A 14,254-nucleotide genomic window follows, 5' to 3' on the forward strand; every position below is an offset into this window, starting at 1 on the left:
CCTTCGCGGCCTCAGCCCCTGCTCAGGAGTCGGGTCGCGCCCGCCGCCACCGTCGTCGCCAGGATCCAGCCGAGCAGGATCAGCACCGCCGCCACCCACTGCCAGATGCCTTCGAGCCGCCAGTAGCCGTCCTGGCCGAGGTTGATCACCGGGACCAGCAGGTCGAGGGCGTACAGCGTGCCGTTCCACTCGGGGGCCTCCTCCGCCTTCAGCGGGACCGGGCGGTAGCGGGAGAACGCCACCGTGCCCGCCGCCCACAGGACCGCCATCCACAGCGCGGCCCGCCCCGGCCGGTAGCCGTACGCCACGGTCCAGTCCTGGAGGTACCCCCAGAGCTTGCCGGCCACCGGCAGGGTCTCGCGTCTGCGCCGCTGTTTGGCGAGCAGCACCTCGCGGGCGTCGGCGTCCTCCCCGCTGCCGCGCAGGACCGCCGCGAGCCGCTCGTACGGCTCGGGGGCGTACTCCGGGGTCGCCGCCGCCACCCACTCCAGGCGCCGGGACAGCGGGAAGTGCCCGTACGGCACGAGGTTCTCGTAGACGAAGCCGCCCATCGCCAGCCCGCCGGGGCCCGGCCAGCTCGTCGACAGGTCGATCAGGGTGACGACCTTGGCGCCGTTGAGCACGACCCGGCCCTCCTCGGGTCGCTCGCCGTTGAACCTCAGCTCCGGGGTGACTATCCGGCGCAGCGAGACCTCCTCCCGGCGGGCCCCGTCCAGCAGGAACCGGGCGTGGTGCAGGTCCACCGCGTCACCGAACCTGCCGTCGTCGAGCCGCACCCCGCCGTGGAACTCCACCGGCTTGCGGTGGGCGTCCTGGGCGGGCGACACCCCGTACGGCGGGGTGGTCGTGGTGCTGCCCGAGATCCCCGCGTCCTCGTACACCCAGGCCGCGTTCAGATAGAGCGAGCGCTCCACCGTCAGCTGCGGCGCGTTCAGCGCGCGGCGGCCCTGCGCGCCGCGCAGCACGCTGCCCCGCAGGCTGAGCGAGACGCCGATCTTCGCCCCGCGCAGGCTCAGCTCCCCGTACGTCTCGATCAGCTCGGCCTGGAGGTCCTGGGCGACCACGAGCCCGTCGGCCGTGATGGCCCGTCCCCGCCGGTCCGGCCACACCTGGATCTGGTTCACCAGCAGGTCCGTGCCGATCTGCGCGTCGGTGAGCCGGATGCCCCACTTCACCCGGCAGCGCGGCAGGTGCAGGTCCCCCTCGGTGTGCAGCCGGGCCGCCTCCAGGCGCGGCAGCGCGCACTCGACCATCCGCAGCGTGCCGAAGCGCGCCTCTGGCAGCACCACCTCGTCGTCGAACCGGCAGCCGTGCAGCTCGACGTACGGCCCTATCGTCCCGCCCGCCAGGTCGAGCACGCCCGTGATCCGGACCCCGCGCAGCTTCAGCGCGGCCACCCGCCCCGATCTGGCCGCGGGCCCCGCGAGCAGCAGCAGTGCCACCACGTCGGCGCGGACACTCCGCTCCGGCCCCCACACCCATCCCCCGAACGGGTCGTCCCGCTCCGCGATCCCCTCCGTCAGATCACACGTCCTGCCGATACGGAACGCCCGCCACACGGCCCGCTCCGGGCCCGTGAGACCGTCCGGCATCCCGTCCTCGTGCGGCTCGGTCACTGCCGCCCCCCTCGCTTTCCACAATCCGCTCCCACGATTCCTCGATTCCGTTTCCAGGGATTCGTGGATTCGTACAGCCGTTCTTCCCGCTGAGTGACGGGCTGAACGCTAACGGTCAGGAGTGGCGACAAGACGCCAGTGTGGCGTGTATCAGCCAGTGATACGGGCGTCCGACGCTGTGGGCCGTCTGAGAGAATTGACCCGTGATCTCTCGAATCGATCTGCGCGGCGAGGCCCTCCCCGAGGGTTCCGCCCTGCGCGACCTGCTGCCCCGTGCCGAGTTCGACGTGGAAGCCGCCCTGGAGAAGGTGCGGCCGATCTGCGAGGACGTCAGGCATCATGGCGCGGCCGCGGTGATCGACTACGGGGAGAAGTTCGACGGCGTCCGCGTCCCGAGCCTGCGCGTCCCCGCAGAGGCGATCAGCCGCGCCCTCGACGAGCTCGACCCGGCCGTCCGCGCCGCCCTCGAGGAGTCCATCCGGCGCACCCGCCTCGTCCACCGCGAGCAGCGCCGCACCACCCACACCACCCAGGTCGTCCCCGGCGGCACGGTCACCGAGAAGTGGATCCCGGTCGAGCGCGTCGGCCTGTACGTGCCGGGCGGCCGCGCGGTCTACCCGTCCTCCGTCGTGATGAACGTCGTCCCGGCCCAGGAGGCCGGGGTCGAGGGCGTGGCCCTCGCCTCGCCGCCGCAGAAGGAGTTCGGCGGACTCCCGCACCCCACGATCCTCGCCGCCTGCGCCCTCCTCGGCGTCGACGAGGTGTACGCCGCCGGCGGCGCCCAGGCCATCGCCATGTTCGCGTACGGCACCGCCAGCACCGCCGACGAGCCCGGCTGCGCCCCCGTCAACCTGGTCACCGGCCCCGGCAACATCTACGTGGCCGCCGCCAAGCGCCTCCTCAAGGGCCGTATCGGCATCGACGCCGAGGCCGGCCCCACCGAGATCGCGATCCTCGCGGACTCCACCGCCGACCCCGTGCACGTCGCCGCCGACCTGATCAGCCAGGCCGAGCACGACCCGATGGCCGCGTCCGTCCTCGTCACCGACTCGGACGAGCTCGCCGCCGCCACCGAGGCCGAGCTGAAGACGCAGGTCGCCGCCTCCAAGCACATCGACGACCGGATCGTCCCGGCCCTCGCCGGCCGCCAGTCCGCGATCGTCCTCGTCCGCGACCTCGCCGTCGGCCTCAAGGTCGTCGACGCGTACGGCGCCGAGCACCTGGAGATCCAGACCGCCGACGCCGCCGCCGTCGCCGACCGCGTCCGCAACGCGGGCGCGATCTTCGTCGGCCCCTGGGCCCCGGTCTCCCTCGGCGACTACTGCGCCGGCTCCAACCACGTCCTGCCCACCGGCGGCTGCGCCTGCCACTCCTCCGGCCTCTCCGTGCAGTCCTTCCTGCGCGGGGTGCACATCGTGGACTACACCCGCGACGCGCTCGCCGAGGTCGCCCACCACGTGGTGACCCTCGCCGAGGCCGAGGACCTGCCCGCGCACGGCGCGGCGATCAAGGCCCGTTTCGGCTGGAAGGTGCCCCGGTGAGCTTCGGAAACCCCGACCGGTCCCCCTGGGACGACCTGCCCGTCCGGGACGAGCTGCGCGGCAAGTCCCCCTACGGCGCGCCCCAGCTCGACGTCCCCGTCCAGCTGAACACCAACGAGAACCCCTACCCGCTGCCCGAGCCCCTGGTGGCCCGGATCGCGGAGCGGGTCGCCGAGGCCGCCCGCGGCCTCAACCGCTACCCCGACCGGGACGCGGTCGAGCTCCGCACCGAACTCGCCCGCTACCTGACCCGTACCGGCAAGCACCCGGTCGCCGTCGAGAACGTGTGGGCGGCCAACGGCTCCAACGAGGTCCTCCAGCAGCTGCTGCAGACCTTCGGCGGCCCCGGCCGTACCGCGATCGGCTTCGAACCCTCGTACTCGATGCACGCCCTCATCGCCCGCGGTACCGGCACCGGCTGGATCTCCGGCCCGCGCGACGAGGACTTCACCATCGACGTGACGGCGGCGGAGAAGGCGATCGCCGAGCACCGGCCCGACGTCGTCTTCATCACCTCCCCCAACAACCCCACCGGCACCGCCGTCGCCGCCGACACCGTCCTCGCCCTGTACGAGGCGGCCCAGGCGGCCAAGCCCTCGATCGTGGTCGTCGACGAGGCGTACGTGGAGTTCAGCCACCGCGACTCGCTGCTGCCCCTCATCGAGGGCCGCCCGAACCTGGTGGTCTCCCGGACCATGTCCAAGGCCTTCGGCGCCGCCGGACTGCGCCTCGGCTACCTCGCCGCCCACCCCGCCGTGGTCGACGCCGTGCAGCTGGTCCGCCTTCCGTACCACCTCTCCGCCGTCACCCAGGCGACCGCGCTCGCCGCCCTCGAGCACACCGACACCCTCCTCGGGTACGTCGAGCAGCTCAAGGCCGAGCGCGACCGGCTCGTCACCGAGCTGCGCGCCATCGGCTACGAGGTCACCGACTCGGACGCCAACTTCGTGCAGTTCGGGAAGTTCCCCGACACCCACGGGGCCTGGCAGCGGATCCTCGACCGGGGCGTCCTGGTCCGGGACAACGGCGTACCGGGCTGGCTGCGGGTCACCGCCGGCACCCCCGAAGAGAACGACGCGTTTCTCGACGCGGTTCGTGAATTGATGAAGGAGCAGGAGCGATGAGCCGCGTAGGCCGCGTTGAGCGCACCACCAAGGAGACCTCCGTCGTCGTCGAGATCGACCTCGACGGCACCGGAAAGGTCGACGTGTCGACCGGGGTCGGCTTCTACGACCACATGCTCGACCAGCTCGGCCGGCACGGTCTGTTCGACCTGACCGTCAAGACCGACGGCGACCTCCACATCGACTCGCACCACACCATCGAGGACACGGCCCTCGCCCTCGGCGCCGCCTTCAAGCAGGCCCTCGGCGACAAGGTCGGCATCTACCGCTTCGGCAACTGCACCGTCCCGCTCGACGAGTCGCTCGCCCAGGTCACCGTCGACCTCTCCGGCCGCCCGTACCTCGTGCACACCGAGCCCGAGAACATGGCGCCGATGATCGGCTCGTACGACACGACGATGACCCGGCACATCTTCGAGTCCTTCGTCGCCCAGGCCCAGATCGCGCTGCACATCCACGTCCCGTACGGGCGCAACGCCCACCACATCGTGGAGTGCCAGTTCAAGGCCCTCGCCCGCGCCCTCCGCTACGCCTCCGAGCGCGACGTGCGCGCCGCCGGCATCCTCCCCTCCACGAAGGGCGCGCTCTAACCCCATGACCGGCCTCTCCACCATCCTCATCGTCGTCGGGCTCTTCCTCGCCGGCGGTGTGTACTCCTTCTCCAAGCAGCAGCTGCCCAAGGGCGTGATCGCCCTCCTCGCCATCGCCTCCGTGATGTGCCTGGTCGCCGGCGTCCTGCGGATCCAGGGAATCTGGGAATGAGCACCGTGAGCACGTCCAAGAAGGTCGTCGTCTTCGACTACGGCTTCGGCAACGTCCGCTCCGCCGAGCGCGCGCTCGCCCGCGTCGGCGCCGACGTCGAGATCACCCGCGACTACGACAAGGCCATGAACGCCGACGGACTCCTCGTCCCCGGCGTGGGCGCCTTCTCCGCCTGCATGCGGGGTCTCAAGGAGGCCCGCGGCGACTGGATCGTCGGCCGCAGGCTCTCCGGCGGCCGCCCGGTCATGGGCATCTGCGTCGGCATGCAGATCCTCTTCGCGCAGGGCATCGAGCACGGCGTGGAGAGCGAGGGCCTCGACGAGTGGCCCGGTACGGTCGAGCCGTTGAACGCCCCCGTCGTTCCCCACATGGGCTGGAACACGGTCGACGCGCCCGAGGGCAGCGAGATGTTCGCGGAGCTCGACGCCGACGCCCGGTTCTACTTCGTGCACTCCTACGCCGTGCGCGAGTGGAGCCTGGAGGTCGGCAACAAGAACATGCGCGCCCCCAAGGTCACCTGGGCCACCCACGGCGAGCCCTTCGTCGCGGCCGTCGAGAACGGCGCCCTGTGGGCGACCCAGTTCCACCCCGAGAAGTCCGGCGACGCCGGCGCCCAGCTCCTCACCAACTGGATCGGAACCCTGTGAGCACCCTCGAACTCCTCCCCGCCGTCGACGTCCGCGACGGCCAGGCCGTCCGCCTCGTGCACGGCGAGTCCGGCACCGAGACCTCCTACGGCTCCCCCCTCGAGGCGGCCCTCGCCTGGCAGAACTCCGGCGCCGAGTGGCTGCACCTGGTCGACCTGGACGCCGCCTTCGGCACCGGTGACAACCGGCAGCTGATCGCCGAGGTCGCCCAGGCCATGGACATCAAGGTCGAGCTCTCCGGCGGCATCCGCGACGACGCCTCGCTCGCCGCCGCCCTCGCCACCGGCTGCACCCGCGTCAACCTCGGCACCGCCGCCCTGGAGACCCCCGACTGGGTCGCCAAGGTCATCGCCGAGTACGGCGACAAGATCGCCGTCGGTCTCGACGTACGCGGCACGACCCTGCGCGGCCGGGGCTGGACCCGCGACGGCGGCGACCTCTACGAGACGCTGGCCCGCCTCGACTCCGAGGGCTGCTCCCGGTACGTCGTCACCGACATCGCCAAGGACGGCACCCTCCAGGGCCCCAACCTGGAGCTCCTGAAGAACGTCTGCGCCGCCACCGACAAGCCCGTCGTCGCCTCCGGCGGCGTCTCCTCCCTGGACGACCTGCGGGCCCTGTCCGGTCTCGTCCCGATCGGCGTCGAGGGCGCGATCGTCGGCAAGGCGCTCTACGCCAAGGCGTTCACCCTGGAAGAGGCGCTCGCGGCGGTGAAGTCGTGACCTCCGAGGTCCGCAAGGTGGTGACCGGCGCTCCCTGGGAGGACCAGTTCGGCTACTCCCGCGCGGTGGAGCTGCCCAACGGCCTGGTCCTGGTCTCCGGCTGTACGTCGGTGGTCGGCGGCCAGATCGCCGGCGGCGGCCCCCACGAGCAGGCGATCAACTCCTTCAACGTGGCCTTCGCGGCGCTGAAGCAGCTGGGCCTCGGCCCGGAGCACGTCGTACGGACCCGGATGTACCTCACGCACGCCCGGGACGTGGACGAGGTCGGCCGCGCGCACAAGGAGCTGTTCGACGCCGTCCGCCCCGCCGCCTCCATGATCATCGTCTCCGGCTTCGTCGACCCGAGCCTGGTCGTCGAGGTCGAGGTCGAGGCGTACCGCCCAGAGGGAGAGAGGGGCAGCGCGGAATGAGTCTCGCCGTACGAGTGATCCCCTGCCTGGACGTCGACAACGGCCGGGTCGTCAAGGGCGTCAACTTCCAGAACCTGCGGGACGCGGGCGACCCCGTCGAGATGGCCAAGCTGTACGACGCCGAGGGCGCCGACGAGCTGACCTTCCTCGACATCACCGCCTCCTCCGGCAACCGGGAGACCACCTACGACGTGGTGCGCCGCACCGCCGAGCAGGTCTTCATCCCGCTCACGGTCGGCGGCGGGGTCCGCGCGGCCGAGGACGTCGACAAGCTGCTGCGCGCCGGGGCCGACAAGGTGGGCGTCAACACCGCCGCCATCGCGCGCCCCGAACTGATCCAGGAGATCGCGGAGCGCTTCGGCCGCCAGGTGCTCGTCCTGTCGGTCGACGCCCGGCGTACCGCGTCCGGCTCCTTCGAGGTGACGACGCACGGCGGCCGCAAGGGCACCGGCATCGACGCCGTCGAGTGGGCGCACCGGGCCGCCGAGCTGGGCGCGGGGGAGATCCTGCTCAACTCGATGGACGCGGACGGGACGAAGGACGGCTACGACACCGAGATGATCGCGGCCGTCCGCAAGCACGTCACGGTGCCGGTGATCGCCTCCGGCGGCGCCGGGAAGCTCTCCGACTTCCCGCCGGCCGTGGCGGCGGGCGCGGACGCGGTGCTCGCGGCCTCCGTCTTCCACTTCGGCGATCTGCGGATCTCGCAGGTCAAGGACGCGCTGCGGGAGGCGGGCCACCCGGTCCGCTGAGCGTCGGCGGAGAGGGCCCTTCGGGGCCCTCTTTCTTCGCTCAGATGCGCAGGATTATTTGTGCAATTTCTGTTGCGCAAGTTTTCCTTCGTATCTAGAGTCACTGTCATGACCTCGCCGGAGACCCGCCGGATCACCGATCTCGGCACCCTCAAAGCCATCTCGCACCCGCTGCGGATGCGCCTCTACCGCGCCCTCTTCGTGGCCCGCACCGCCACCGCCTCCCAGCTGGCCGAGCAGGTCGAAGAGGCCGTCTCGCTCGTCAGCTACCACCTGCGCAAACTCGCCGAGCACGGCCTCGTCGAGGAGGCCGAGGCCCAGTCGACGGACGGCCGCGAGCGCTGGTGGCAGCCCAGCTCGTACGGCGTCAGCATCCGCGACGAGGACGTCCGGGGGACCCCGGAGCTGGCCGCCGCGAGCGACGCCCTCGGCCGCACCATCAGCGAACAGCGGGTCGAGCTCCACCAGCGCTTCCTCGACGAGCGGCTGACCTGGTCCGACACCTGGCGCTCCGCCTCCGTCAGCTCGGAGTGGCTGCCCCGCCTCACCGCCGCCGAACTGTCCGCCCTCGGCGAGGAGCTGGAGGCCGTCTTCGAGAAGTACGACCGGAAGGCCCGCGCCGCCGAAGCGGCCGGCGACACCGAGGGCCGCGAGAACGTCGCCATCCACCTCAACGCGTTCCCGTACCGCTCATGACGGCCACCACCGGCGACGGCGCGACCGTGGGGGGCCGCGCCGCGCAGGCCGCGACCGTCGAGCTTCCCGCCGCGCAGGCCCCGGCCGGCGAGGCCCCCGCTGCCGGGCGTCCCGCCCACCGTGACCCCCAGGTCCTGCGCTGGCTCGGTGCCTACACCGCCTCCACCGTCGGTGACAGCGTCTACTACCTGGCCCTCTCCTGGGCCGCCGTCAGCAGCGGCAGCCCCGCCCAGGCCGGGCTCGTCATGGCCGTCTCCGCCGTGCCCCGCGTGCTGCTCATGCTCTTCGGCGGAGTGATCGCCGACCGCCTCGGTCCGCGCCGGGTCGTCATCGCCTCCGACACCGTCCGCTGCCTCGTCGCCCTCGGCCTCGCCGCGGTCTTCTTCCTCGCCTCGCCCGGCCTGTGGGCCCTCGCCCTGGTCGCCCTCGTGTTCGGCGTCGTCGACGCCGTCTTCATGCCGGCCGTCGGCGCCCTGCCGCCCCGGATCACGGCGCGCGACCAGCTCGCCCGCGTCCAGGGCATGCGCGGCATCGCCCAACGCCTCGGCCCCGTTCTCGGCGCCCCGCTGGGCGGCCTCGCCGTCGCCGTCGGCGGCTCCGCCACCGCCTTCGGCATCGCCGGGTTACTCTTCGCGCTCTCGCTGCCCCTGCTCTACGCGCTCAAGCTCCGCCCCCTGCCCGGCACGGACGGGACGACCGGCGACCGCACGGCCCTGCGGGACCTCTCCGACGGTCTGCGCTACCTCCGCCGCCACCGCGTCCTCGGCCCGATGATGATCGTCGTGCTCCTCGGAGACCTCGGCTTCGCCGGCCCCCTCAACGTCGGCCTCACGATCCTCGCCGACCAGCGCGGCTGGGGCGCCGCCGGCATCGGCTGGATCCTCGCCGGATTCGGTACGGGCGCAGGCGCCGCCTCCCTGCTGCTGACCGTCAAGGGCCGGATACCCCGGGCAGGCGCCGTCCTCGGCTGGACCATCGTCCTCGGAGCCGTATCGATCGGCGCGCTCGCCCACACCCCGCTGCTGCCGGTCGCCGTGGCCCTCGCCCTCTCCGTCGGCCTGCTCGCCGGACTCTCCGGGGTCCTGTGCGGCGCCGTCATCCAGACGGCGTGCGACCCCGCGTACCTGGGCCGGGTGAGCGCCGTGTCGGGCCTCGGCAGCCTCGGCATCGCCCCGCTGAGCTTCCCGCTCACCGGCGCGGCGATCGGCCTGTGGGGTGCGGGACCGGTCTTCGTCGTCAGCGCCGCGGTCTGCGCCCTGTCCGGCGTGTACGCCCTGGCGGTCCCGGCCCTCAGGCAGGCCGAACTGCCCCGCTAGGGGGCGTCCGGTCCATCAGGCGATCAGGCCGGGCCCGCGGTCAGATCAGGCCGCGGGCTCGCGCTCAGATCAGGCCGGGCCCGCGGTCAGACAGGCCGCGGGGTCGACCTCAGAGCCCCAGCTGCTTCGTCTCGCTCAGCCGCTCGATCGCCTCCGGCTCCCCGTCGAGCTGCACCTTGGCCGTGGCCTGGCGCCCGTACAGGTACATCGTCAGCTCGCCCGGCTCCCCGGAGGCCGTCACCACCGGGGTGCCCCGGTGGGCCACCACCGTCTGGCCGTTCGGACGGCGCAGCACCAGGCCCACCGGGACCTTGCGGCCCAGGAGACGGGCGGTGCGCTCCAGACGGGACCAGAGGGCGTCCGCGAAGACCGGGTCGAGCTCGCGCGAGGACCACTCGGGCTGGGCACGGCGCACGTCCTCGGCGTGGACGTAGAACTCGACGACGTTCGCCCCCTCGTCCACCTGCTTGATGGTGAACGGGGAGAACCGCGGGGGGCCCGTACGGATGAGCTGGATCAGCTCCTCGTACGGCTTGTCGGCGAACTCCGCCTGCACCCTGTCCTGCCGGTCCTTCAGCGCCGGTACGAGGGAGCCGGCCGCCGCGTCCGGGCGGCGCTCCCGCACCACCACATGGGCCGCGAGGTCCCGCGTCCGCCAGCCCTCGCAGAGCGTCGGGGCGTCAGGACCGGCCGCTTCCAACAGGTCGGCGAGCAGAAGCCGTTCACGTTTGGCATGGGTCGACATGACCGCCAGCGTACGGCGGGTGCCGCCGGTCCGCCCAGTGGACGCTCCGCCGGACGCCACCCAAGGGCGCGGCACAATGGCGCCATGAGCAGCAATCTCGACCCGGCCCTCTCCGCCCGGCTCAAGCGCGGCCCCGACGGGCTCGTCCCCGCCATCGCCCAGCAGTACGACACCGGCGAGGTGCTGATGCTCGGCTGGATGGACGACGAGGCCCTGCACCGCACCCTCACCACCGGACGCTGCACCTACTGGTCCCGCAGCCGTCAGGAGTACTGGGTCAAGGGCGACACCTCGGGCCACTTCCAGCACGTCAAGTCCGTCGCCCTCGACTGCGACGCCGACACCGTCCTCGTCAAGGTCGACCAGGTCGGGGCCGCCTGCCACACCGGCGCCCGGACCTGCTTCGACGCCGATGTGCTCCCCGTATCCGCGTCCGACGCGGACCCCGTATCCGAGTAGGGTCTGGCGCCATGGATCTCGACACCTTCCGCAAGCTGGCGGCCGACCGCCGCGTCATCCCCGTCAGCCGCCGGCTGCTCGCGGACGGCGACACCCCGGTCGGGCTCTACCGCAAGCTCGCCGCCGAACGGCCCGGCACCTTCCTCCTCGAATCCGCGGAGAACGGCCGCAGCTGGTCCCGCTACTCCTTCATCGGCGTCCGCAGCGACGCCACCCTGACCGTGAAGGACGGCGAGGCCCACTGGCTGGGCACCCCGCCCGTCGGCGTGCCCACGACCGGCGACCCGCTCCAGGCTCTGCGCGCCACCGTCGAGACCCTCCACACCCCGCGCGACCTGGCCTCCGGCATGCCCCCGTTCACCGGCGGCATGGTCGGCTACCTCGGCTACGACATCGTCCGCCGCCTGGAGAAGATCGGGGACTCCACCCGGGACGACCTGAAGCTCCCCGAGCTGACCATGCTCCTCACCAGCGACCTCGCGGTCCTCGACCACTGGGACGGCTCGGTCCTCCTGATCGCCAACGCGATCAACCACAACGACCTGGACACCGGCATCGAGGAGGCGTACGCGCACGCCGTCGCCCGCCTCGACGCGATGGAGGCCGACCTGGCCCGCCCCGTCGCCACCGCCCCCACCGCCCTCCCGGCCTCCGAGCTGCCGGAGTTCTCCGCGCTCTGGGGCGGCCCGGCCTACCAGGACGCCGTCGAGGACATCAAGGAGCGCATCCGGGCCGGCGAGGCCTTCCAGGTCGTGCCCTCCCAGCGGTTCGAGACCCCCTGCACCGCCTCCGCGCTCGACGTCTACCGGGTCCTGCGGGCCACCAACCCCTCCCCGTACATGTACCTGTTCCGCTTCGAGAACGGCTTCGACGTCGTCGGATCCAGCCCCGAGGCCCTCGTCAAGGTCGAGGACGGGCACGCGATGCTCCACCCCATCGCCGGCACCCGGCACCGCGGCGCCACCCCGCAGGAGGACCACGACCTCGCCGAGGAACTCCTCGCCGACCCCAAGGAACGCGCCGAGCACCTCATGCTCGTCGACCTCGGCCGCAACGACCTCGGCCGGGTCTGCGCCCCCGGCTCCGTCGAGGTCGTCGACTTCATGTCCGTCGAGCGCTACTCGCACGTCATGCACATCGTCTCCACCGTGACCGGCGAGGTCGCGGAGGGCAGGACGGCCTTCGACGTCCTCACCGCCTGTTTCCCGGCCGGCACGCTCTCCGGCGCGCCCAAGCCCCGCGCCATGCAGATCATCGAGGAGCTCGAACCCTCCCGGCGCGGCCTCTACGGCGGATGTGTCGGTTATCTCGATTTCGCCGGCGACGCGGACACCGCCATCGCCATCCGTACCGCCCTGCTCCGCGACGGAACCGCGTACGTGCAGGCCGGAGCGGGTGTCGTCGCCGACTCCGACCCCGTCGCCGAGGACAACGAGTGCCGCAACAAGGCCGCCGCCGTCCTCCGCGCCGTCCACACCGCCAACCGGATGAACGGCAACTGAGCACGTAGGGGATAGTGGGGTACGTGAGTGCCGTACCCGTACCCCAGCCCCGGGCCGCCCGCGCGGCCGTCCCCACCGGCGGCCGCCGCAGCCTGGCCGCGGCCCTCCTCCTCGGCGCCCTCGGCGCCACCGTCGTCCTGCTCTCCGCCGGCCAGATCTGGGCGGAGGGCACCGCGTCCGTCGGCGGCGGCACCGTCCCCGTCGAGGCCGACGGCGGCAGCGTGACCGGCGTGCCGACCGCCCTCGCGATCGTCGGCCTCGCCGCGCTCTTCGCCGTCTTCGCCGTCCGCCGCACCGGCCGTACCCTCGTCGCCGCGCTCCTCGCGCTCAGCGGCGCGGGCGCCGCGCTCGCCGCCGTCCTCGGCGCGTCCGACAGCGCCGCGCTGAACGCCGAGGCCGCCCGGATCAGCGGCGACACCGCCGCCGCCGTGGCCGGCCTCACCCACACCGTCTGGCCGTACGTGACCGCCGCGGGCGCCGTCCTCATCCTGCTCGCCGGTCTCTTCGCGCTGCGCTTCGGCAAGAGCTGGCCCGCGATGGGCGGCCGCTACGAGCGCTCCGGAGCCCCCCGCGCCGGAAGCAAGGCCCCCACGACCGATCCGGACCGGCCCGAGGACCTGTGGAAGGCCCTGGACCGCGGCGAGGACCCCACCCGCGAAGCGTGACGGGAGCACCGGGCGCGACGCGTGATCGTCCCGGTACCCCCGATTCATCCTCGCGCGCCCGCGTGCGGGACAATGAGCACCGAGTGTCCGCGCACGCGAGACCTCACCATCGAGCAACTGCAACGAGGAGCAACTCATGGCGGGCAGCGCCCACGGACACACCCCGGCCGCCTGGACCGGTGTCATCATCTCCTTCATCGGCTTCTGCATCGCCGGAGTCTGCATGGTGGCCGTCAACCTGCCCGGTTTCTGGGTCGGCATGGGTGTCATCGTGCTCGGCGGCATCGTCGGCGGCGCGATGAAGGCGGCGGGCCTCGGCATGCCGAAGGAGTCGGAGGCCGTCGTCGCGGCCCGCGAGGCCGCGACCCTGCAGGCCCGTTCCTGACGCGTCACGACGTACCCGAGAGCGCAGCCCGGCCGTGCCGGGCTGCGCTCTCGCGCGTCCGGGGCGAGAATCACCGGGTGGACCCGCAGCCGACGGCCGGAGCCGTGACCGACGCTTCCCCCACCCGACCGGGTGAATCCACCCCGCCGGGTGGCCCGAAGAACGCTCCCGAGCCACCACGGCCGCCGAGTGGTCGCGCGGGGGACGGGAGCCCCGTACCGCCGCGGAGCCCGGCCGGGGACGCGGGCCCGGCGGGCGACGGGAGTCCCGTACCGCCGCCGCACGCGCACGCGTGGCCGGGGACCCGCCCGGCAGGCGACGGCAGCCCCTTCCCGCCCACGCACGCGCACGCGTGGATCGGGCCCGCCGGTCCTCCCGGCGCTCCCGTACCGCCGCCGCGTCCGCGATCGCTCGCGTGGCGGCTGTCCGCGCCCCTCGCCGCCCTCACCGGGGTCGCCGCCGCCTTCGCGTACGTCGGGACCGTCGACCCCAACGAACCCGGGCACTACCCCGTCTGCCCGCTGCTCCGCTTCACCGGGGTCTACTGCCCCGGCTGCGGCGGGCTCCGCAGCGCCCACGCGTTCGTCCACGGCGACCTCCCGGCCGCCCTCGGCGCCAACGCCCTCGCCGTCGTCGGCTACGGACTCTTCGGCGTCCTCATGGCCCTCTGGCTGATTCGAGCCGTCCGCGGGGTGCCCATGCGCCTCGCGATCACCCCGGCCTGGGGGTGGGGGATCGGGGCCGCCCTCGCCCTCTTCACCCTGGTCCGGAACCTTCCCTTCGGCTCCGCGCTCGCCCCCTGAGGGCCCCGCGCGGCACGACGGCAACCCCGACGGGAGTCCCAGCAAATGGGACGCCACTCCGGCCGATGCGAGTCCGGAGCCGTCCTGCGGATAGGATCGAAGTGGCTGA

At 72.7% G+C, this 14,254-nt stretch carries 17 protein-coding genes; 15 read left to right on the plus strand and 2 right to left on the minus strand.

Annotation, left to right across the window (positions count from 1 at the left end; genetic code table 11):
* Window positions 1-11: 11 nt before the first annotated feature.
* Entirely contained in the window at window positions 12-1,616 is a 1,605-nt protein-coding gene (locus tag ACIRB7_RS27570; RefSeq protein WP_403603599.1) for an oxidoreductase, read from the minus strand.
* A gap of 203 nt (window positions 1,617-1,819) precedes the next feature.
* Between ACIRB7_RS27570 and hisD the strand changes: the two genes are divergently transcribed.
* From hisD to ACIRB7_RS27620, 10 genes are all read left to right on the plus strand, one after another.
* Window positions 1,820-3,157 (plus strand): histidinol dehydrogenase, encoded by a 1,338-nt coding sequence (gene hisD / locus ACIRB7_RS27575; RefSeq protein WP_403603601.1) that lies wholly within the window; start codon window positions 1,820-1,822, stop codon window positions 3,155-3,157.
* The gene (locus tag ACIRB7_RS27580; protein ID WP_403603603.1) at window positions 3,154-4,281 is read left to right on the plus strand and encodes a histidinol-phosphate transaminase; all 1,128 of its coding nucleotides are present in this window, start codon (window positions 3,154-3,156) and stop codon (window positions 4,279-4,281) included. The genes hisD and ACIRB7_RS27580 overlap by 4 nt, the downstream gene beginning before the upstream one ends.
* A complete protein-coding gene (hisB, locus tag ACIRB7_RS27585; protein ID WP_351213136.1) occupies window positions 4,278-4,871 on the plus strand; it encodes an imidazoleglycerol-phosphate dehydratase HisB in 594 nt (197 codons plus the stop codon). The genes ACIRB7_RS27580 and hisB overlap by 4 nt, the downstream gene beginning before the upstream one ends.
* 4 nt (window positions 4,872-4,875) lie before the next feature.
* Entirely contained in the window at window positions 4,876-5,043 is a 168-nt protein-coding gene (locus ACIRB7_RS27590) for a hypothetical protein (protein WP_351213134.1), read from the plus strand.
* Window positions 5,040-5,690, plus strand: coding sequence for an imidazole glycerol phosphate synthase subunit HisH (gene hisH, locus ACIRB7_RS27595; RefSeq protein ID WP_403603606.1), 651 nt, complete (start codon window positions 5,040-5,042; stop codon window positions 5,688-5,690). Before ACIRB7_RS27590 ends, hisH begins: the two co-directional genes overlap by 4 nt.
* Window positions 5,687-6,412, plus strand: a complete 726-nt coding sequence (gene priA, locus ACIRB7_RS27600; protein ID WP_351213130.1) for a bifunctional 1-(5-phosphoribosyl)-5-((5-phosphoribosylamino)methylideneamino)imidazole-4-carboxamide isomerase/phosphoribosylanthranilate isomerase PriA — start codon at window positions 5,687-5,689, stop codon at window positions 6,410-6,412. The genes hisH and priA overlap by 4 nt, the downstream gene beginning before the upstream one ends.
* Window positions 6,409-6,822, plus strand: a complete 414-nt coding sequence (locus ACIRB7_RS27605; protein WP_351213128.1) for a RidA family protein — start codon at window positions 6,409-6,411, stop codon at window positions 6,820-6,822. The genes priA and ACIRB7_RS27605 overlap by 4 nt, the downstream gene beginning before the upstream one ends.
* Window positions 6,819-7,574: an imidazole glycerol phosphate synthase subunit HisF gene (gene hisF / locus ACIRB7_RS27610; RefSeq protein WP_403603608.1), complete on the plus strand. Its 756-nt coding sequence runs from the start codon at window positions 6,819-6,821 to the stop codon at window positions 7,572-7,574. Before ACIRB7_RS27605 ends, hisF begins: the two co-directional genes overlap by 4 nt.
* Before the next feature lie 108 nt (window positions 7,575-7,682).
* Window positions 7,683-8,270: a helix-turn-helix domain-containing protein gene (locus ACIRB7_RS27615; RefSeq protein WP_403603610.1), complete on the plus strand. Its 588-nt coding sequence runs from the start codon at window positions 7,683-7,685 to the stop codon at window positions 8,268-8,270.
* Complete coding sequence (locus ACIRB7_RS27620) at window positions 8,267-9,586, plus strand: MFS transporter (RefSeq protein ID WP_403603612.1); 1,320 nt, start codon at window positions 8,267-8,269, stop codon at window positions 9,584-9,586. The genes ACIRB7_RS27615 and ACIRB7_RS27620 overlap by 4 nt, the downstream gene beginning before the upstream one ends.
* Before the next feature lie 109 nt (window positions 9,587-9,695).
* On the opposite strand, the gene ACIRB7_RS27625 is transcribed toward ACIRB7_RS27620, so the two are convergent.
* Complete coding sequence (locus tag ACIRB7_RS27625) at window positions 9,696-10,331, minus strand: TIGR03085 family metal-binding protein (protein WP_403603614.1); 636 nt, start codon at window positions 10,329-10,331, stop codon at window positions 9,696-9,698.
* 84 nt (window positions 10,332-10,415) lie between these two features.
* On the opposite strand from ACIRB7_RS27625, the gene hisI reads away from it, so the two are divergent.
* The 5 genes from hisI (at window position 10,416) to ACIRB7_RS27650 (ending at window position 14,145) form a co-directional block, all read left to right on the plus strand.
* Window positions 10,416-10,790 (plus strand): phosphoribosyl-AMP cyclohydrolase, encoded by a 375-nt coding sequence (gene hisI / locus ACIRB7_RS27630; protein WP_403603616.1) that lies wholly within the window; start codon window positions 10,416-10,418, stop codon window positions 10,788-10,790.
* 11 nt (window positions 10,791-10,801) lie between these two features.
* Window positions 10,802-12,292 (plus strand): anthranilate synthase component I, encoded by a 1,491-nt coding sequence (locus tag ACIRB7_RS27635; RefSeq protein ID WP_403603618.1) that lies wholly within the window; start codon window positions 10,802-10,804, stop codon window positions 12,290-12,292.
* Window positions 12,293-12,306: 14 nt separating this feature from the next.
* Window positions 12,307-12,957, plus strand: coding sequence for a TIGR02234 family membrane protein (locus ACIRB7_RS27640; protein WP_403603620.1), 651 nt, complete (start codon window positions 12,307-12,309; stop codon window positions 12,955-12,957).
* A 136-nt stretch (window positions 12,958-13,093) separates the two neighbouring features.
* Window positions 13,094-13,342, plus strand: a complete 249-nt coding sequence (locus ACIRB7_RS27645) for an HGxxPAAW family protein (protein ID WP_403603622.1) — start codon at window positions 13,094-13,096, stop codon at window positions 13,340-13,342.
* Window positions 13,343-13,419: 77 nt separating this feature from the next.
* Window positions 13,420-14,145, plus strand: a complete 726-nt coding sequence (locus ACIRB7_RS27650) for a DUF2752 domain-containing protein (protein WP_403603624.1) — start codon at window positions 13,420-13,422, stop codon at window positions 14,143-14,145.
* Window positions 14,146-14,254: the final 109 nt, after the last annotated feature.

It is taken from the genome of Streptomyces sp. NPDC093795, assembly GCF_044764665.1.
GTDB lineage: Bacteria > Actinomycetota > Actinomycetes > Streptomycetales > Streptomycetaceae > Streptomyces.